Below are 19,069 nucleotides of genomic sequence, written 5' to 3' on the forward strand. Positions count from 1 at the left end.
TTTTCCTCCGCTTAACCGGCCAGCTTTTTCAGCGCGGTTAATAAGGCGCTTAATGCCAGTGCCTTATTTTGCCCTAAAATCTGTGTTTCGTCACGACACCAGCGGCTATACAGCTGATGCAGCGCTAAGGTTTTAGCGCCATTGCTGCTGTGCGCCGGTAATAAGGTGCGCCGCAAGTACCAGCCTAATAAGGCGCGAAGCTCTGTCAGGTTCTCCAGCTGTTTTAGCAGTTTTGATAAACTGAGCGTATCGGCGAAAAACTCATCTAGTGCGCTAAAACTTAACTGAATGTGCTCCGCCTCGCCTGACTCCAGCAGGGACAGTGCTTTTAGCGGCGCGCCGGCACAATACTCCAACAAAAAGTCCGGTACTGCCCTGTTAGTTTGTGCTTGCAGCCACTGTTGAGCACTATCGTCATATTGCGCAGCAATATGCCAGCGCTGACAGCGGCTAATAAGCGTTGGCGCCAGCGTATCCGGTCGGGCACTGTGTAAAATTATAAAGCTGTGCTGTGGTGGCTCTTCCAGTGTTTTTAATAACGCATTGGCAGCTGCCTCGGTTAATTTGTCAGCCTCTGCCAGCAATACCACCTTGTTGGCCTGCTGCTGCGCCCGGCCAGCCATAAACTGACCAAGCTGACGTATCGCATCTACCCCTATGCTGGCATTACTGCTATCTATCACCAGTAAATCCGGGTGGTTACCTGCCAGGCGCAGCAGGCAACTTTTACACTGACCACAGGGCTTGTTACTCACCGGGCACAGCAGCAGCGCAGCCAGGTGTTCGGCCAGGTATTGTTTGCCTATGCCCTGTGGGCCGGTCAGCAATAAGCCGTGCGCCAGCTTAGCACGGGTAACCAGTTCAGCCAGCTGATGCTGATAGCTTGCCAACCAGGGTAACATCTAACCCGTCCACAGTGGCTGCAGCGCCAATGCCAGTTGTTGCTGCACACCTGTTAATGGCTGGCTGGCGTCAACAATAGCGATATTTGGCTCATTGCGGGCGATTTGTAGGTATTTGTCCCGGGTGCGCTGAAAAAACGCCAGTTGCTCTTGTTCAATCCGATCAAGCTCGCCACGCTGGCGCGCCCGCTCCAGACCAATGGCCGGATCAATATCCAGATATAACGTTAAATCAGGGCGTAAATCGCCCAGCACGGCATTACGTAGCTGATCAATAAACAGCTCGTCTAGCTGACGGCCACCACCCTGATAAGCGCGTGACGACATATCATGCCGATCGGCCAGCACCCACTGCCCGGCCGCCAGTGCCGGTTTAATCACATTAAAAATAAGCTGCATGCGCGCGGCGTACATCAGTAATAATTCGGTTTGCGGCGCCACAACTTCGCCTTGTTGCACCTGTTTTACCAGCTCGCGTAAACGCTCGGCCATAGGTGTACCGCCGGGCTCACGGGTACACAAAGGCGTAATACCCTGCTGCTCAAGCTGTTGCTTAACAAAGGCAATAGCTGTGCTTTTACCGGCACCTTCGAGCCCCTCAACCACAATAAACTTAGCCTGTTTTGGCATTAGCGCCCTCCCAGTATATATTTTCGCACTGCCGCGTTGTGCTGCTCTAAGGTCGATGAAAACTGATGGGTGCCATCGCCTTTGCTGACAAAGTAATACAACTCCGTCTCAGCCGGCTGGGCAGCGGCTTGTAGCGAGGCACGGCTGACCAGGCTGATAGGCCCTGGCGGTAAGCCATGGTGGCGATAAGTGTTATAAGGATGCGGATTATTTAAATCGGCTCGGGTAATATTGCCGTTAAAGTCGACCAGCCCATAAATCACCGTTGGGTCGGTTTGCAAGCGCATATTTTTACGCAGCCGGTTAACAAATACAGACGCCACCAGCGGCTTTTCCGGTGGATAGCTGCTTTCTTTTTCAATGATAGACGCCAGGATCAACAATTGATAAGGATTCTGCAGCGGCAGATCGCCCTGTCGCTGCTGCCAGGCGTGCTCAAGCTCTGTTAGCAATAACTGCTGTGCCCGTTTGACCAGTGCGCTTACAGGGCTGTTGGCTGTGTAATAGTAGGTATCGGGGTATAACAGGGCTTCGCTGTTTTGCGGCGGCTCCCCCCACTGAGGCGGCCATTGCAGCAAGGCCTGCACCTGCGCGGCGGAGTCCAGATCCTGCACTAAATAAGGCGCCTGCGCTAATCGGCTCAGGCTTTGTGAGAGCGTTTCGCCTTCTATCAGGGTAATGGCAAACTGAGCTTCGCGGCCACTGCGAAACAATGCCAGCACGTCCAGTAGGCCTTGCTCGGTTTCAAGCCGGTACACGCCCTGCTTTACTGCGCCTTCGCCGGGCTTAAGTTTTAAATACAGCCGCAGCAGCTGACAATCTGACCTGCTGATAACACCTTGCTGCTGCCACTGGCGGCATAAACTAAGCGCCGAGCTGCCAGCATTAACCTGATGAATACCTGCCGGTAACTGAAGACTTACCTTAGCGATATGGTTAACAAGCGCAAAATACGCGCCTAACAGCAGCACTATTGCAGCGATAGCCAGCAGACTTAACCATTTGAGTTTTTCTACCATGCCAGTGATTCACTCAATTGCTGTACCGGCTTAAGCGCTAAGGCTTTATCGGCCAGCATACGTACCGGTACTATGCCCATAAGGGCGTTACAGATAAACATGGCGTCAATATGGTTAAGCTCTGACAGTTGCCAGTTAACTTCAGTAACCTGCGTTTGCTGTAACAGGTGTTGGCGCATCACACCCGCCACACCAGCCCGGCTCAGTTCGGGTGTGTACCAGTTGTTGTCACGATAAAAGAACACATTAGCGGCGCTCGCCTCGGTGATATAACCCTGCTGATCCAGTACCAGTAATTCATCGGCGTCAGTGCCGGCAAGCTCTTGTTTTAGCAGCACCTGCTCTAGACGGTTGTTATGCTTAAGCCCGGCCAGAGCGGGCTGCACCGCAAGCTTTAACTGTGCCAGCTGCATGCACACGCCGCTTAGGCGCGCCGCTGCATAATCCGGCATGCTACTGCTGCTGATATATAATCTGGCATCGCTTACACCTTGGGTAGCATAACCCCTGCCGCCTTCGCCACGCGATAGCAACAACTTTAATACTTGTGATGTAAGTGTGTAGGCGGCTGCCGCAGCAAAGGCTTGCTGCTGCACGTCTTGCCAGTTGATACCAGTAAACCCCAATACGCCGGCGGCGTGTTGCAAACGCTGCAAATGCAAAGGCCAAAGCTGAATGCGCCCCTGCTGCACCTGCATGGTGGTAAAGGTGCCGTCACCGTAATTAAAACTGCGATCGTTCAGGCTAACTGCCATCCGTTTAACCATATAAAATAAATCTGGCCGCAGTATGCCTTAAAATGCCGATAAAACAAAGGCCGCCCACAGGCAGCCTTTGAGGTGTTACAAAATTGACTATTGCTTTAAAAACAGGCAATTACACTGGTTTAACCCGCGTATTAAACGCGTTTAAACAGAATAGAGCCGTTAGTGCCGCCAAAGCCAAAGGAGTTACACAGCGCATAGTCCATGGTTACCTGACGGGCCTGATGCGGCACATAATCCAGATCACAACCTTCATCCGGGTTATCCAGGTTTATGGTTGGCGTCACCAGCTGATCCTGCAGCGATAATACCGTGATTATCGACTCTACCGAGCCGGCAGCGCCCAGAAGGTGGCCAATCATCGATTTAGACGAGCTGACCATCAGCTTATCTAGATTGTCGGCAAACACCGTTTTAATGGCTTTGGTTTCAGCTATATCACCGGCGGGCGTTGAGGTGCCGTGCGCGTTAATGTAACTGACCTGCTCGGGGTTTACACCGGCATCGTTCAGCGCATTACGCATAGCAGCGGCAGCACCGGCGCCATTCTCTGGCGGTGATGTCATATGATAGGCATCGCCGCTCATACCAAAACCCACCAGTTCGGCGTAAATTTTTGCACCACGGGCTTTGGCGTGCTCATACTCTTCCAGCACCATCACACCGGCACCGTCGCCCAACACAAAACCATCACGGTCTTTATCCCAGGGGCGGCTGGCCTGCTCTGGCGCCTCGTTACGGGTAGATAAAGCACGTGCTGCACCAAAACCGCCCATACCCAGAGGGGTTGAGGCTTTTTCGGCACCACCGGCAATCATCACGTCGGCATCGCCGTAACTTATCATGCGCGCCGCATGGCCGATATTGTGCACACCAGTAGTACAAGCGGTCACAATACTGATGTTTGGCCCCTGCAAGCCCAGCATAATAGACAGCTGGCCGGCAATCATATTGATAATGGTAGAAGGCACAAAAAACGGTGACAGCCGTTTAGGGCCACTGTTAATCAGTTTGGTGTGGTTTTCTTCAATTAAGCCCAAACCACCAATACCAGAGCCAATCGCCGCGCCGATACGCGGTGCATTTTGCTCGGTAATTTCCAGGCCAGAGTCACGAAAAGCCTGAATACCGGCCGCGACACCGTACTGAATAAACAAGTCCATTTTCTTTGCTTCTTTTGCTGCAAAAAATGGCTCTACATCAAAATTTTTTACCAAACCAGCAAATTTAGTGCTGTATGCACTGGTATCGAAATGCTCGATCAGTGAAATACCGCTTTTTGCCTGCTGTAAACCCTGCCAGCTTGAGGCAACATCATTACCCAGCGGCGTTAACATGCCTAAACCGGTAACAACCACACGACGTTTTGCCACAAAACCCTCCGCCATGGAAATTTGTAAAGTCTTAAAACGAAAACGGGTAGCTTAGCTACCCGTTCTGCAAGCTGATAACTTACTCAGCGTGTGCTTTGATGTAATCAATAGCAGACTGAACAGTGGTGATCTTCTCAGCTTCTTCGTCAGGAATTTCAGTATCGAACTCTTCTTCCAGCGCCATAACCAGCTCTACTGTGTCCAGTGAGTCAGCGCCCAGATCGTCGACAAAAGACGCTTCGTTTTTCACTTCGTCTTCTTTAACGCCCAGCTGTTCGATGATAATTTTCTTAACGCGTTCTTCGATGTTGCTCATCTTTTCTTCCTTTTTCTCATATAAATCGCAACAATTCGTGCAATTTGGTGTGGCGCTAGTTTATGCGTAAGCCTGTTGTGTTGCAAGCAAACCGACAAGCATTTTGCGCTGGTCAAACCTGCTTGGCAACCCCAAGTTACACCATATACATGCCGCCGTTTACGTGAATCGTTTCGCCGGTAATGTACGCCGCCTGGTTAGAGGCTAAAAATGCCACAGTGGCGGCAATTTCTTCCGGCTGGCCTAAACGGTTGGCCGGCACCTGGCCGAAAATCGCTTCTTTTTGCTCATCCGACAGCTCTTTGGTCATGTCGGTGTCAATAAAACCCGGCGCTATCGCATTAACGGTAATACCGCGTGACGCCACTTCGCGCGCCAGTGACTTGGTAAAACCTAACACACCGGCTTTGGCCGCAGAATAGTTTGTCTGACCGGCGTTGCCCATAGAGCCCACCACCGAGCCAATGCTGATAATACGGCCAAAACGCTTTTTCATCATGCTGCGCAGTACCGCTTTACTTAAGCGATACACAGAAGTGAGGTTAGTTTGCATAATGTCAAACCACTCTTCATCTTTCATCCGCATCAGCAAATTGTCGCGCGTAATGCCGGCATTATTAACCAGAATATCGATTTCGCCAAACTGGTTTTTAATTTGCTCTAAACATTGTTCAATTGACGCCGTATCCGCTACGTTTAGCACCAGACCACAACCGTTATCGCCCAAATAGCTACTGATAGCGGCTGCGCCTTTCTCTGAGGTTGCTGTGCCTACGACTTTGGCACCCAGGGCGGCCAGTTGCTCGGCAATAGCACGGCCAATACCACGGCTGGCACCGGTTACCAGGGCAACTTTACCATCTAATGAAATAAACTGTGTCATTTGTAATCCTTTATTCTGCGCTTAATGCCGCTTGCAGCGAGGCAACATCGCCTACTGAGCTGGTAACTAGTTCTTTATTGATACGCTTAATCAGACCGCTAAGCACCTTACCAGCACCCAGCTCTAGTACCTGATTTACACCCTGCGCGGCTAACCATTCAATGGTTTCGGTCCAGCGTACCGGGCTGTATAACTGGCGCACCAGCGCGTCTTTAACCGCAGCGCCGTCATTGGCTACGGCAACATCGACATTATTCACTACCGGTATGACAGCCGCATTAAAATTCAGTGCCGCTAAATCGGCGGCTAACTGCTCAGCCGCAGGGCGCATTAAGGCACAGTGTGACGGTACGCTCACCGGTAATGGTAATGCGCGCTTAGCGCCTGCGGCTTTACACAGCTCACCGGCCCGCTCTACAGCGGCTTTATGGCCGGCAATCACCACCTGGCCTGGCGAGTTATAGTTTACCGGCGACACCACTTCGCCCTGTGCCGCTTGCTCACAGGCAACAGCAATAGCAGCATCCTCTAAACCAATAATGGCTGACATCGCACCAACACCGGCCGGCACCGCCTGTTGCATGTAGTTGCCGCGCTTTTCTACCAGCTTTACAGCATCAGCCAATGACAGCACACCGGCACAGACCAGCGCCGAATATTCGCCCAATGAGTGGCCGGCGAAATAAGCCGGTGTCGCTCCGCCCTGCTGCTGCCATAAACGCCACACTGCCACCGACGCGGTTAACAACGCCGGCTGCGTGCGGTGCGTTTCATTTAAATCCGCTTCCGGGCCTTGTGATACCAGCGCCCATAAGTCATAACCCAGTGCAACAGAAGCTTCAGCAAAGGTGTGTTTTACTGTGTCAAATTCGGCATATAAATCGGCTAGCATGCCAACGCTTTGCGAGCCCTGACCGGGAAATACAATTGCAAGTTTGGTTGTCATAATAGATCCTGCAAAGATTAAAAATAATACTGGCTAGTGCTTAATAACGCACCAGTGCTGAAGCCCAGGCAAAACCGCCACCGAAGGCTTCCAGCAATAAGGTTTGACCCCGCTGAATACGGCCATCGCGAATGGCTTCGTCTAAGGCGGTTGGCACCGTGGCTGCAGAGGTGTTGCCATAACGATCGAGGTTTATCACCACCTGATCCATCGACATATCTAATTTACGCGCAACAGCAGAAATGATACGCAAGTTAGCCTGATGCGGCACCAGCCAGTCAATCTGGGACTTTTCCAGGTTATTCGCGGCCAATGTTTGCTCGACCACTTCGGATAATTTGGTTACTGCCACTTTAAAGACGTCATTGCCTTTCATGGAGCCCCAGGAGCTGTGCACCGATTGCTCATCACCGCGTATCGGGTTATCAACGTATAACAACTCGGAATATTTACCATCAGCGTGAATATGCGTAGATAAAATGCCAGGCTGCTCTGAGGCTTCCAGGATCACGGCGCCGGCAGCGTCACCAAACAGGATGACCATACTTCTGTCTTCCGGTGACACTAAACGGGACAGGCAATCTGAGCCCACCACCAGAATACGCTTGGCCAACCCGCTTTTAATATACTGATCGGCCACACTTAAGCCGTAACAAAACCCGGCGCAGGCGGCAGCAATATCAAAAGCGGGAATAGCCGGAATGTCCAGCTCGCGCTGAATTTCACAGGCAGCGCTGGGCAAAGCGCGGGAGGCGCTGGTGGTGGCACAGATAATCATATCTATGCTGTTTTTATCGATGCCGGCCGCTTCGATGGCTTTTAAGCCAGCCTGCGCGCCCATAGTGGCTACCGTTTCATCATCACCGATGATGCGGCGTTCTTTAATGCCGGTGCGTTCAATGATCCACTCATCTGTGGTTTCTACCATAGACTCTAAATCAGCGTTACTACGAACTTGCGACGGGAAATAACTCCCGGTACCTATAATGCGTGAATACATGAGGACCTACGCTTTATCAATTAATACGTGTTCCAACCGATCTTTTATCTTAGCCGGTACCTGACGTTCAACTTCACGTACCGCTTGCCGGATGGCACTGAGAAAGGCATCTTTCGACGCATTTCCATGACTCTTCACTACAATTCCGCGCAATCCTATCAGACTTGCACCGTTATAGTGGTCGGGGTTCACGCCCTGATAAAGGTTTTTAATAAAAGGTTTGATAAGCCAGCCGAATAATTGTGCAGCGACTTTATCTTTAATGCTGGACTCAAAGCGGCGCAAAATGAGCTTTGCGACGCCTTCACAGGTTTTAAGCGCCACATTGCCGACAAAACCATCACATACGATAACATCGGCTTTGCCGGTAAAAATATCATTACCCTCAATATAACCGATGTAATTAATGTCGTTGCAATCGGCCAGTAACATGGCGGCGCGTTTAATTTGATCGGAGCCTTTGATCTCTTCCTCGCCCATGTTCAGTAAAGCAACTTTGGGCTGGCTGATGCCAATGACTTCTTCGGCCATCACCGCCCCCATCACAGCAAACTGAAATAAAGTATCAGCATCACAGTTTACTGTAGCGCCTAAATCCAGCATATACACCGGATTGCCTTCAATGGCAGGTAAGGCGCTAACCAGGGCCGGTCGATCGACGCCGTTAAGCATTTTCAGCACAAAATGCGCCATCGCAATTAACGCACCGGTGTTGCCAGCGCTCACGCAAGCTTGCACTTCACCTTTATCGACTAAATCCAGCGCGGCGCGCATGGAGGAGTCACGCTTAGAGCGCAGTGCCACCGACGGCTTATCAGCCATCGACACCACCTGGCTGCAGTGGCGCACAGTTAATTGCGGGTGCGGAAACACGCCATGCAGTTTTAGCTGCTCGGTTAATATGGCTTCATCGCCACAGAGAATAAGCTGTAATTCAGGAAATTCGCAGATCGCTGCCAGGGCGGCAGGAATAGTAGTATGGGGGCCGTGATCGCCCCCCATCATGTCTAAAGCAAGTGTCAGCTTAAGCGGCTGCACCCGGTGCACTCAGACTTATTTTACTTTACGGCCTTTGTAGTAACCATCGGCAGTAATGTGGTGACGACGGTGTGTTTCACCGGTAGTAGAATCAACTGACAGCGTTGGGCCAGTTAATGCATCGTGTGAACGACGCATGTCGCGGCGTGCACGTGATTTTTTGTTTTGCTGAACAGCCATGGTATTTCTCCTAAACTCACTTTTTCTTTAATTCTGCCAGTACAGCGAAAGGATTGGGTTTTTCCGGTTCCGGGCCAATATCACCAAAGCTCATCGAGGCCGCACTAACGGCGCAAACCGCTTCGTCGTGCATCGGGAACAGAGGCAAAGCCAGAATCAGCTCATCTTCCACTAACTGTCGTAAATTTATCTCGCCGTGTTCGTCTTTTTCGATCACGTCGTAGCGCTCGGGAATTAACTCCAAAGCAGCGTCATCATCCGGTTTAACCGGAGTGTATGCAAAATTGCAGTCTAGCGACAGTGTCATGGCATCACCACAACGCTCGCAGGTTACACTCACTTCGCAACTGGCGCTACCCTGTATTACAGTCAGGCCTTGCTGGTCAGTACCGCATTCAACTCGTACCGCTACCTCACCCTGCTTATCCAGCAGACTTTCGGTTAATCGGGTTAAATTTACCAGCGGTATCACGCCCTCGTAATCAGAGCGTTTTTGCGCGGCTTTAACCGGATCTATAGTAACGGGCATTTTTACTTTTTGCATAAGGCGCGCATCATATAGAAGCCACCCTTTGCTGTCAAAGGGATCTGGCAGTTTTTTCCGGTTTTTCTCGCGCTATTTTAGCATTCTGTTTAAAGTAGCCACAATTGAATTAACCGGGTGCTTTTATTTATGTCTGACGCGACCTTGCCAGCGCTTTATCTGGCCTCTACTTCTGTTTATCGCCAGCAACTGCTAAGCAAGCTAACCAGACACTTCAAGGCAATTAAACCGCAGGTAGACGAAACACCATTGGCCGGCGAAACGGCTACTGAGCTGGTCAGCCGTCTGGCCTTGGCTAAAGCCCAGGCAGTGGCAGCAGGTTTAAACGCTGGTTTAGTCATTGGTTCTGACCAGGTTGCGGTATTTGACAATGCTATAATCGGCAAACCGCATACCGTCGCAAACGCCTGCGCGCAGCTTACACGCTTTAGCGGCCAAAGGGTCACTTTTCTTACCGGTCTGGCACTGGTTAATGCACTTAGCGGTAACAGCCAACTGGTCGTTGAGCCTTTTCATGTGCAGTTTCGGAACCTGTCAGAGGCCGAGATTAGCGCTTATGTTAAAAAAGAGCAGCCGCTGGATTGCGCCGGCAGTTTTAAAAGTGAGGGGCTGGGTATCAGCTTATTCAGTAAACTCAGCGGTGACGACCCGAATAGCTTAATTGGCCTGCCGCTGATCCGGCTAAACCAGATGCTATTAAATGAAGGGGTTAACGTGTTGCTGCGTTAAATAACCTGCAGCAACTCCGGCAAGCTATCAATAATCGCTTTGGGTTCAAACTGGCTTAACACCTCGCGGCCGTGCACACCATGAGTTACCCCAACTCGAGGCATGGCTATCGCTTGTGCCATTTTCATATCATGGCTGGTGTCACCCACCATAATGGCCTGCTGTGCTGGCACATCCAGCTGTTGCAGAATTTGCTGCAGCATATCCGGGTGCGGCTTTGATTGCGCCTCATCGGCACAGCGGCTGGTGTCAAAATATTTAGCCAAACCGGTTTCATCAAACATGCGGTTTAAGCCGCGCCGCTGCTTGCCCGTTGCAACAGCCAGTTTAATATTGCTGTCTTTTAGCTGGCTTAGCACCTGTTCTACCCCGGAAAATAAGGGTGTTGGTGTCGTATCGTGCAGCATATATTGCTCACGGTAGTGATGAAACATCAACTGACGTTTATCGTTGCTGATACCCGGAAATAAAATGTCAAAAGCCGGGTCCAGGCTCAGGCCAATGATCTGTTTTGCTGCATGCTCGGTCGGTACGTCAAGCATAGCGATGCCGGCAGCCGCACGTAACGAGGACACGATACGGCCAACTGAATCCATAACCGTGCCGTCCCAATCGAACACCACTAACGCGACTTTTTCTACTGCTGTTTGTTGCATTACTTTCTCGTTAATTTGCTAAGTGCTTGCTCCAGCGCCTCATCCAGCGGCGCTTCGACCCGCAGGGTCGTTTCAGTCATCGGGTGTGTAAAGCTTAAGGTTTTAGCATGTAAAAATAACCGGTTCAGGCCAAGCTGCTGCATTTGTGCAGTAAACACGTTATCGCCGTATTTGTCATCACACGCAATAGGATGACCTTTGCAAGCGGTATGTACGCGAATTTGATGAGTGCGGCCCGTTACCGGAAAGGCTTCCACCAAAGTGCCCTGCTGATAACGCTGTAAGATGCGAAAGCGGGTTTCCGACGGTTTACCGTCCTGCTCATCTACCCGCACGACCCGCTCGCCGGACTGCAAGGTGTTTTTTTTCAGCGGCTCGGTTACTTTACGTACTTTATTGTCCCAGTCACCTGCCACCAGTGCCCAGTATTTTTTCTCCACCGTTTTGTTGCGCAACTGCTCATGCAAATGGGTTAACACCGAGCGCTTTTTGGCAATCAGCAGACAGCCTGAGGTATCGCGGTCTAACCGGTGTACCAATTCTAAATGTTTGGCCAGTGGCCTGAGTGCCCGCAGTGCTTCGATAACACCAAACTGTAAACCGCTACCACCATGAACCGCCATGCCAGAGGGTTTATTCAGTACAATCAAATCGTTATCTTCAAATAAAATATGCTGCTCTAAATTTTTCACCATCGACAACTTAACCGACACTGGTTCCGCCTGCGTCGCTACCGTAATCGGTGGTATGCGCACCACATCGTCCTGCTGCAGTTTGTACTCGGGTTTGATGCGTTTTTTGTTCACTCGCACCTCACCTTTACGCAAAACCCGATAAATAACACTTTTTGGCACACCTTTAAGCCGTGCAAGCAAAAAATTGTCTATGCGCTGACCAATAAAATCAGGTTCTATTTCAACTATTTGTACAGGTAACTTGATTTCATCCGTCATGGGTTTGCAATGCTCTGCTAATATTAGATTTCAGTTGCTATTGGCTGCATGTTAGTGGGATAATCCACTCGCTAATTCTGCCAAAACTGGCAATTAGGGCGCTCAAAGTAACGTAAGAGAATTTGTGCGGCAGCGTTTGGGGGACTGATCATACCGAAATCGTGGTGAAAACCAACGTTTTTTATACCCCCGGCGTAAACCAAACGCCATTTGCCTGAGATAATGTTGCGTAATCTGTTATCAACAGCGGCAAAACATGAGTTCCGGTTAACCAGAGCATATAAAGATATTGCTATAACGCAGCGCCGTAAGGCGGTGTGTTTCAGATCCAAAAACGAAAACAGCATAAACTGTAGCGCCACCACAAAAGCCCTTACAGTGACAATTTGGTTTCTTCAGACATTCCAGTCGTGAGACTGCACCCACTAGTGTTTGATAACGTCTGAACACGCAGATGCCCAGAGGGCTGCGTTGTGGCTGCAAAATTGCGAGTCACTAACGATGAAAAGAATGTTAATTAACGCCACGCAGGAAGAGGAAATCCGCGTTGCGCTGGTCGATGGCCAGAAACTGTATGACCTGGACATAGAAAGCCCGGGCCACGAGCAAAAAAAAGCCAATATTTACAAAGGTAAAATCACCCGGGTTGAACCCAGCTTAGAAGCTGCCTTTGTTGACTACGGCGCAGAACGCCACGGTTTTTTACCCTTAAAAGAAATTTCCCGCGAATACTTCCCCTCTGGTTACAGTTTTGATGGCCGTCCCAACATTAAAGAAGTGGTGAAAGAAGGCCAGGAAGTCATTATTCAGATTGATAAAGAAGAACGTGGCCAAAAAGGCGCAGCCTTAACCACCTTTATCAGCCTGGCCGGCTCTTACCTGGTATTGATGCCAAACAACCCGCGCGCCGGTGGTATTTCACGCCGTATTGAAGGCGATGAGCGTCAGGAACTGAAAGATTCATTAGGTCAGCTGCAAATGCCTGACGGCATGGGCTTAATCGTTCGCACCGCCGGTGTGGGAAAATCTTTCGAAGAGCTGGATTACGATTTAAAAGCGCTGTTAAAGCACTGGTCTGCCATCACTGAAGAAGCGCAAAAGCGCCCTTCTCCGTTTTTGATCCATCAGGAAAGTAACGTGGTATTTCGTGCAATCCGCGATTACCTGCGTCGTGATGTTGGCGAGATCCTGATCGATAACCCGCGCATCTTTGAAGAAGCCAAAGTGTATATTCAACAGTTCCGGCCCGACTTTGCTCATCGCGTGAAGCTGTATCAAGGTGAAGTGCCACTGTTTATGCACTTTCAGATTGAAACTCAGATTGAATCAGCCTTTCGCCGCGAAGTGCGCCTGCCCTCAGGCGGCTCTATTGTCATCGATAGCACTGAGGCGTTAACCGCCATTGATATCAACTCGTCTAAAGCTACCAAAGGCGGTGACATTGAAGAAACGGCGTTTAACACTAACTTAGAAGCGGCCGATGAAATTGCCCGTCAGTTACGCCTGCGTGACTTAGGTGGTTTGATTGTTATCGACTTTATCGATATGACGCCGGTACGCCACCAACGCGAAGTCGAAAACCGCTTAAAAGATGCGGTGAAGCATGACCGAGCCCGCGTACAGATTGGACGCATTTCGCGTTTTGGTTTGTTGGAAATGTCACGCCAGCGCCTGCGTCCGTCATTGGGCGAGTCAGCCACCCACGTGTGCCCACGCTGTCATGGCCGCGGCACGATTCGTAGCACCGAGTCATCCGCGCTGTCTATTCTGCGCTTAATTGAAGAAGAGTCGATTAAAGACAACACCAGTCAAATTCATGCACAGGTGCCGGTATCGGTTGCGACCTACCTGATGAACGAAAAGCGTGATGCGGTGCGCCGGATTGAAAAACGCCATGGTATCCGCGTTTTTGTTATTCCAAACGAGCATATGGAAACGCCAAACCATGAAGTGATCCGCATCCGTATTGATGAAGAAATCGATGATGTTAGCTACAACCTGGTAAAAGCGCCGGAAGCAACCAGCAACCTATACCAGCCAGCGTCTGATGCTGTACGCGAAAAACCGGCTATTTCAGCCATTAATATTGCCGACAGCGCTACAGCGCGCCCTGTTGCAAATGCCGAAGTTGCCGAAAAAACGACTCCTGGTTTATTTGCAGCTATCAGCAACTGGTTTGGCAAACTGTTTGCACCAGCTCAAGCTGCCGCAGATGACATTAAAGCGAAGCCAACACAGCGTAACAACAGCCGCAATAATGGCCGCGATGGCGCTCGAGACGTTGCGCGTGATGGCAATCGTAACGGCGGACGTGACAGTGCCCGTGACAATGACCGCGATAACCGTCGCCGTAATAAATCACGTCGTCGCAATGATTCAGACGATAAACCGGCTAACACCGTGGCAAAAGATGATGCCCAGCAAAAAACAGAGCGTCAGGCCAAAGCGCCACAAGAGCAGCGCCCTGCACGCAAAGAGCATGAAGCAAGAAAACCGCAGGACAAGCCTGCAATTACAGCGCCGGAAAAAGAGGATGACGATACGCCACAACGCGTAGCAGAGCGTCGTCAGCGCCGTAATATGCGTAAATCAGTACGGATGGAAAAAACCGCCACTACTGAGAATCAGCCTTTTGTGGAGCAAACACCAGAGCAAGCTCCTGAGCAAACAGTAGCCACGCAAGACGTAATGACAGCCGTAGTAACAGCGGCTGTTGTGGCTGATGCAAGCAACGAAGCTGCTGTTACAGAGCCTGTGGTGGTAACTGCAACAACTGACGACAGCAGCACCGCCGCTGAAGACGCTGTTGATACGACGAGCGAGAGCACTGAGGCACGTAGTCGTAACCGCCGCTCACCACGTCACTTGCGTGCCGCAGGTCAAAAGCGCAAAAAAGAGCAAGAGCAAACTGAAGTAACTCAGGCTGATGCAAACGCAGAGCCAGTGATGCCAGCAGACAGCGATATTGCATCTGACGTTGCGACTGACAGCAGTGTTACAGCATCTGTGCAGAGCGAGCCAGTGGCACAAAACACCGCCACTGCAGATGACACTGCCGAGCAGCCAGAGACAGCAGAGCAAACAGAGACAGCTACAGCGGATGACGCCGATAAGCCGAAAAGCCGCAGCCGGCGTAAACCGGCGAAAAAAGCGGATGCTGCAGCAGTGGCAGAAGCGCAGAAGGAGGAAACACAGCCAGAAGTAGCACCAGAGGCACAAGACTCACCTGCTGCATCTGCTGAGGTAGCAACTGCACAACTAGCCACCGCGGCCCCTGTAACCAGTGCAGAAGCGACTAACGAAACGCCTGCACCTGCGGCAGCGGTAAAGGCTGAGCCACAAGTTGCAGTAAGCGCTGCACCCGCTAAAAGCCGCTATGCGCAAATGGTGGTGGCCACGATGACTAAGCCTGAGCTGGCTGACACTGCTGATCAGGTAGCCACAGAGCAGCCTGCCGTAATGCCAGCTGAAGCGCGGCCCAGCGTAGCAAGCTCGCAGCGCCCTGCTGGTTCTGCCTTTGCCCGCCAGGCGGCTAGCGCGCCAATGACTAAACCCAAATCAGATGAATAAGCGCTTGCACTAGCACTGTTCAAATAACGAAGGGGCGCATATTGCGCCCCTTCTTTTATGGATCAGTTTTACGTATTGGTTATGTCATAAAAAAAAGCAGTAAAAAGGGGCGCAATTATGCGCCCCCACAATTAACTCTGTTTAATACTTAGAAATCGTACTTGGCACTAAACTGGATGCGGTTCATATCGCCATCGGCACCGGTTTCAACCTCGCGGTTAGCAAATTTATACTCCACACCTACCATCAGCTTTTTAGTAGCTTGATACAGCAGGTTTGCACTATAGCTGTGGGTACTTTTTGTCACACCGACACCGGTCAATGCAGTATCGTTATCAACCATAAGCGTTGAGTAAAGGAAAGTTGAGCGCCACTGATCGTTCCACAAATGACGATAAGCCACTGAGAATGCTGTTGAGTCGATAGTTTCAAGGTTGCCATTGGCGTCCAATACAGCACCGTTTACGGTGTTTAAGCCAACATAACGACCAAGACCTTTACCGGTGTTCAAGGTAACACGGATATCGTCTTTATTGGCCAAATCAATTTTGGTGCTGACCGATAAACCGTACGATGTCACTTCATCATCAAAGGTACCGTCATCAATAGCGATCTGACGCATTAAACCGGCAATTTTTACCACACCCCAATCCGTTTTCAGGTTGTAGCTGGCGGTAAAATCGGGTGTAGCATTATCATCTGTGGTAATACGGGCACCGCCGCCAAAAGGTGTAATGGTCGATTCAGGGTTTTCTACTGCAAAGGAGAAATTGCCCTGGGTATAACGTACCTGCGCTTGACGGATAAACACTGCTGCATCAGGATTGCCAACAAAGTCTAACGTGTCTGGCAGTGACGCCAGATCCATAAAGTTTGACCAGGTCTGACCCAGCGTCCAGTTTTTATACTTAATAAAGGCATGGCGCATTACCGGGCTATAGCCGTTGGTTGTGCGCTCGTCGTTGCCATTATTGCTGGTCATGAAGTCAAATTCTAAATGACCTGTAATTTTGTTACCATCTTCCAGCTCTGTCGCTGTCGAGAAGAAGAAACGTGTCTGACGCGCATGCATATCAAAGCGGGTGGTACTGTCTCCGCCAATCGGCGTCAGCGAAGGTACATAAAAATCGCGCCCCAGGGCGGCAATTTCACCGTCAGAGTCGCTAACCATTGCATCAAGCTTAACGTAACCACCAAAGGTCACATTGGTGCCGCCAATGTCAAAGCCAGCAGCTTGGACGCTACCTGCCCCCAACGCTACACAGGCTGCGAGGTAAGATACTGTTGTTATTTTTCTCATTTGCCGTCTCTCCATCTTCGTTCTTGTAATGGTAATTTTGCCAGTCAACTTTGGTGCACCGGCGACAATCCCGCAATTAGCCTTTAGTCGCAGTTAAACTGCCTCTAAAGGGTTAATTCAGGCGGCACAGAGTGGTGTTCGCCACCCGGCAAAAAGTTGGCTAGACTAAGGTCTAATTTCAAATAAGACGCGGCTTCTATAGAAAGATCACAGTAATTTTAAGAAGCTCTCACAGGGGAAGTTATGTCAAATCCAACAGTATTTCCGGTACCGGCCAGTGCAGCTAAACGCTCTCTGCTGACCAACGACAATTATCTTACTATGTACCAACAATCTGTTGATGCACCTGAAGCCTTCTGGGCTGAGCATGGTAAACGCCTGCACTGGTTCTCGCCTTTCACAAAAGTAAAACAAACCAGCTTTATGCCAGGCAAGGTGAGTATTAACTGGTTTAGTGATGGTGTGTTAAATGCCAGCTATAACTGTCTTGACCGTCATCTACCGGATCGCGCGAACCAGGTGGCATATTATTGGGAAGGTGACTCGCCAGAAGTGCAAAAGTCAGTGACCTACAGTGAGCTACATCAGCAGGTGTGCAAACTGGCAAATGGTATGAAAGCACTGGGCGTCAAAAAAGGTGATCGGGTTACGATTTACTTACCGATGATACCTGAAGCTGTTGTAGCGTTATTAGCGTGCGCCCGTATTGGCGCAGTGCACTCAGTCGTTTTTGCAGGTTTTTCTCCAGATGCTTTGGGTAGCCGTATTGTTGATTGTGACTCTAAGCTGGTTATAACGGCCGATCAGGCGCTGCGAGGCAGTCGGATAACCAATCTTAAAGATAATACTGACATGGCATTAGCGCATTTAGGCGCTGACTCGCCGGTGCAAAATGTTATCGTTGTGAAGCACGTCGGCAAAAACGTCGATATGCAGGCTGGCAAAGATGGTCGTGATGTGTGGTATCACGACCTGTTAAGCCAACAAAGCAGCGACTGTCCGGCAGAACCGATGAATGCCGAAGATCCGCTGTTTATCCTCTATACTTCCGGCTCCACCGGCAAACCAAAAGGCGTACTGCACACAACCGGCGGCTACATGGTGTATGCCTCCATGACGCATCAGTATGTGTTTGACTATCATGATGGTGATGTCTACTGGTGTGCAGCTGATATCGGCTGGGTCACCGGACACAGCTATATCGTGTATGGCCCACTGGCTAACGGCGCCACCAGTGTAATGTTTGAGGGCGTGCCTAACTACCCTAGCGTTAAGCGCATGGCTCAAATTGTTGATAAATATAAAGTAAATATACTTTACACTGCCCCTACAGCCATTAGGGCGTTAATGGCGCACGGTGATGCGCCGGTAGAGGGTTGCTCACTGTCTTCACTGCAGACATTGGGCAGCGTAGGCGAGCCGATTAACCCAGAGGCCTGGAACTGGTATCACGAGAAATTTGGTAAAGGTAACTGCCCGATAGTAGATACCTGGTGGCAAACAGAGACAGGCGGCATTTTAATTACACCTCTACCAGGCTGTACTGACCTCAAACCAGGCTCGGCCACCCGGCCGTTTTTTGGTGTAAAACCGGCGATCGTCGATAACGAAGGCAAAGAATTATACGGAGAATGTGAAGGTAACCTGGTTATTAAAGATAGTTGGCCTGGTCAAATGCGCACTGTGTATGGTGACCATGAACGCTTTGAGCAAACCTACTTTAGTACCTATCCTGGCTTGTACTTTACCGGTGATGGCGCCAAACGTGATGTTGATGGCTATTATTGGTTAACTGGCCGGGTAGATGATGTATTAAATATCTCTGGCCATCGCCTTGGTACCGCAGAAATTGAAAGCTGCCTGGTGGCGCATGATGCTGTGGCCGAAGCTGCTGTGGTAGGTTACCCGCACGATATTAAGGGCCAGGGGATCTATGTGTATGTAACGCCACGGGTTGGCATAGAGCCAAGCAGTGAGCTGACTAAGGCACTACGCGACTGGGTACGCGAAGAGATATCCCCTATTGCGACACCGGATCTGATCCAGTGGGCGCCAACCGGCCTACCAAAAACCCGCTCCGGCAAAATTATGCGGCGTATTTTACGTAAAATTGCCGCCAATGAGCATGACCAGTTAGGAGACATCTCTACCCTGGCAGATCCTTCCGTAGTGGAGACCCTGGTGAATAATAGATTGAACCGTAAATAAGCAACAACTGCAGTGCATGCTTGACAGTATGCTGTGCTAACCTCAGTATAAAAGGCCG

Annotated in this window: 18 protein-coding genes; 3 read left to right on the forward strand and 15 right to left on the reverse strand. The window is 50.5% G+C overall.

Features of this window, described 5'->3' with window-relative positions:
* Positions 1-11: 11 nt before the first annotated feature.
* The 12 genes from holB to yceD form a co-directional block, all read right to left on the reverse strand.
* Positions 12-902 (reverse strand): DNA polymerase III subunit delta', encoded by an 891-nt coding sequence (gene holB / locus ABGI61_RS11295; protein ID WP_347601101.1) that lies wholly within the window; start codon positions 900-902, stop codon positions 12-14.
* Entirely contained in the window at positions 903-1,532 is a 630-nt protein-coding gene (gene tmk / locus ABGI61_RS11300; protein WP_347601103.1) for a dTMP kinase, read from the reverse strand.
* Entirely contained in the window at positions 1,532-2,551 is a 1,020-nt protein-coding gene (gene mltG / locus ABGI61_RS11305; RefSeq protein ID WP_347601105.1) for an endolytic transglycosylase MltG, read from the reverse strand. Before mltG ends, tmk begins: the two co-directional genes overlap by 1 nt.
* The gene (pabC, locus tag ABGI61_RS11310; protein WP_347601107.1) at positions 2,545-3,306 is read right to left on the reverse strand and encodes an aminodeoxychorismate lyase; all 762 of its coding nucleotides are present in this window, start codon (positions 3,304-3,306) and stop codon (positions 2,545-2,547) included. Before pabC ends, mltG begins: the two co-directional genes overlap by 7 nt.
* Positions 3,307-3,449: 143 nt before the next feature.
* On the reverse strand, positions 3,450-4,688 hold the full coding sequence (gene fabF, locus ABGI61_RS11315) for a beta-ketoacyl-ACP synthase II (RefSeq protein ID WP_347601109.1): 1,239 nt from the start codon (positions 4,686-4,688) through the stop codon (positions 3,450-3,452).
* Between the two features lie 79 nt (positions 4,689-4,767).
* Positions 4,768-5,004, reverse strand: a complete 237-nt coding sequence (acpP, locus tag ABGI61_RS11320; protein WP_008223041.1) for an acyl carrier protein — start codon at positions 5,002-5,004, stop codon at positions 4,768-4,770.
* 136 nt (positions 5,005-5,140) lie between these two features.
* Positions 5,141-5,887, reverse strand: a complete 747-nt coding sequence (gene fabG, locus ABGI61_RS11325; RefSeq protein WP_347601112.1) for a 3-oxoacyl-ACP reductase FabG — start codon at positions 5,885-5,887, stop codon at positions 5,141-5,143.
* 10 nt (positions 5,888-5,897) lie between these two features.
* A complete protein-coding gene (gene fabD, locus ABGI61_RS11330) occupies positions 5,898-6,833 on the reverse strand; it encodes an ACP S-malonyltransferase (RefSeq protein WP_347601114.1) in 936 nt (311 codons plus the stop codon).
* A gap of 40 nt (positions 6,834-6,873) precedes the next feature.
* The gene (locus ABGI61_RS11335) at positions 6,874-7,833 is read right to left on the reverse strand and encodes a beta-ketoacyl-ACP synthase III (RefSeq protein ID WP_347601115.1); all 960 of its coding nucleotides are present in this window, start codon (positions 7,831-7,833) and stop codon (positions 6,874-6,876) included.
* A 6-nt stretch (positions 7,834-7,839) separates the two neighbouring features.
* Entirely contained in the window at positions 7,840-8,880 is a 1,041-nt protein-coding gene (plsX, locus tag ABGI61_RS11340) for a phosphate acyltransferase PlsX (RefSeq protein ID WP_347601117.1), read from the reverse strand.
* A gap of 6 nt (positions 8,881-8,886) precedes the next feature.
* Positions 8,887-9,051 (reverse strand): 50S ribosomal protein L32, encoded by a 165-nt coding sequence (gene rpmF, locus ABGI61_RS11345; protein ID WP_008223049.1) that lies wholly within the window; start codon positions 9,049-9,051, stop codon positions 8,887-8,889.
* A 16-nt stretch (positions 9,052-9,067) separates the two neighbouring features.
* Positions 9,068-9,595 (reverse strand): 23S rRNA accumulation protein YceD, encoded by a 528-nt coding sequence (gene yceD, locus ABGI61_RS11350; protein ID WP_347601119.1) that lies wholly within the window; start codon positions 9,593-9,595, stop codon positions 9,068-9,070.
* Positions 9,596-9,724: 129 nt separating this feature from the next.
* Here yceD and ABGI61_RS11355 point away from each other — a divergent pair, with 129 nt between their 5' ends.
* Positions 9,725-10,324, forward strand: a complete 600-nt coding sequence (locus ABGI61_RS11355) for a Maf family protein (RefSeq protein WP_347601121.1) — start codon at positions 9,725-9,727, stop codon at positions 10,322-10,324.
* Here ABGI61_RS11355 and ABGI61_RS11360 read toward each other — a convergent pair.
* Entirely contained in the window at positions 10,321-10,980 is a 660-nt protein-coding gene (locus tag ABGI61_RS11360) for an HAD family hydrolase (protein ID WP_347601123.1), read from the reverse strand. The genes ABGI61_RS11355 and ABGI61_RS11360 overlap by 4 nt on opposite strands.
* A complete protein-coding gene (gene rluC, locus ABGI61_RS11365; RefSeq protein ID WP_347601125.1) occupies positions 10,980-11,933 on the reverse strand; it encodes a 23S rRNA pseudouridine(955/2504/2580) synthase RluC in 954 nt (317 codons plus the stop codon). Before rluC ends, ABGI61_RS11360 begins: the two co-directional genes overlap by 1 nt.
* A 501-nt stretch (positions 11,934-12,434) precedes the next feature.
* On the opposite strand from rluC, the gene rne reads away from it, so the two are divergent.
* The gene (rne, locus tag ABGI61_RS11370) at positions 12,435-15,503 is read left to right on the forward strand and encodes a ribonuclease E (RefSeq protein WP_347601127.1); all 3,069 of its coding nucleotides are present in this window, start codon (positions 12,435-12,437) and stop codon (positions 15,501-15,503) included.
* 148 nt (positions 15,504-15,651) lie between these two features.
* On the opposite strand, the gene ABGI61_RS11375 is transcribed toward rne, so the two are convergent.
* Positions 15,652-16,803: a DcaP family trimeric outer membrane transporter gene (locus tag ABGI61_RS11375; protein WP_347601129.1), complete on the reverse strand. Its 1,152-nt coding sequence runs from the start codon at positions 16,801-16,803 to the stop codon at positions 15,652-15,654.
* A gap of 243 nt (positions 16,804-17,046) precedes the next feature.
* On the opposite strand from ABGI61_RS11375, the gene acs reads away from it, so the two are divergent.
* A complete protein-coding gene (acs, locus tag ABGI61_RS11380) occupies positions 17,047-19,011 on the forward strand; it encodes an acetate--CoA ligase (protein ID WP_347601131.1) in 1,965 nt (654 codons plus the stop codon).
* The last annotated feature ends 58 nt before the right edge of the window (positions 19,012-19,069 follow it).

The organism is Rheinheimera fenheensis (genome assembly GCF_039871805.1).
Lineage (GTDB): Bacteria > Pseudomonadota > Gammaproteobacteria > Enterobacterales > Alteromonadaceae > Alishewanella > Alishewanella fenheensis.

Excerpts from the sequence above, each read along its gene's own strand:
- holB (WP_347601101.1), bottom strand. The coding sequence starts at position 902 with ATGTTACCCTGGTTGGCAAGCTATCAGCATCAGCTGGCTGAACTGGTT.
- tmk (WP_347601103.1), bottom strand. The coding sequence starts at position 1,532 with ATGCCAAAACAGGCTAAGTTTATTGTGGTTGAGGGGCTCGAAGGTGCC.
- mltG (WP_347601105.1), bottom strand. The coding sequence starts at position 2,551 with ATGGTAGAAAAACTCAAATGGTTAAGTCTGCTGGCTATCGCTGCAATA.
- pabC (WP_347601107.1), bottom strand. The coding sequence starts at position 3,306 with ATGGCAGTTAGCCTGAACGATCGCAGTTTTAATTACGGTGACGGCACC.
- acpP (WP_008223041.1), bottom strand. The coding sequence starts at position 5,004 with ATGAGCAACATCGAAGAACGCGTTAAGAAAATTATCATCGAACAGCTG.
- fabG (WP_347601112.1), bottom strand. The coding sequence starts at position 5,887 with ATGACACAGTTTATTTCATTAGATGGTAAAGTTGCCCTGGTAACCGGT.
- fabD (WP_347601114.1), bottom strand. The coding sequence starts at position 6,833 with ATGACAACCAAACTTGCAATTGTATTTCCCGGTCAGGGCTCGCAAAGC.
- ABGI61_RS11335 (WP_347601115.1), bottom strand. The coding sequence starts at position 7,833 with ATGTATTCACGCATTATAGGTACCGGGAGTTATTTCCCGTCGCAAGTT.
- rpmF (WP_008223049.1), bottom strand. The coding sequence starts at position 9,051 with ATGGCTGTTCAGCAAAACAAAAAATCACGTGCACGCCGCGACATGCGT.
- yceD (WP_347601119.1), bottom strand. The coding sequence starts at position 9,595 with ATGCAAAAAGTAAAAATGCCCGTTACTATAGATCCGGTTAAAGCCGCG.
- ABGI61_RS11355 (WP_347601121.1), top strand. The coding sequence starts at position 9,725 with ATGTCTGACGCGACCTTGCCAGCGCTTTATCTGGCCTCTACTTCTGTT.
- ABGI61_RS11360 (WP_347601123.1), bottom strand. The coding sequence starts at position 10,980 with ATGCAACAAACAGCAGTAGAAAAAGTCGCGTTAGTGGTGTTCGATTGG.
- rluC (WP_347601125.1), bottom strand. The coding sequence starts at position 11,933 with ATGACGGATGAAATCAAGTTACCTGTACAAATAGTTGAAATAGAACCT.
- rne (WP_347601127.1), top strand. The coding sequence starts at position 12,435 with ATGAAAAGAATGTTAATTAACGCCACGCAGGAAGAGGAAATCCGCGTT.
- ABGI61_RS11375 (WP_347601129.1), bottom strand. The coding sequence starts at position 16,803 with ATGAGAAAAATAACAACAGTATCTTACCTCGCAGCCTGTGTAGCGTTG.
- acs (WP_347601131.1), top strand. The coding sequence starts at position 17,047 with ATGTCAAATCCAACAGTATTTCCGGTACCGGCCAGTGCAGCTAAACGC.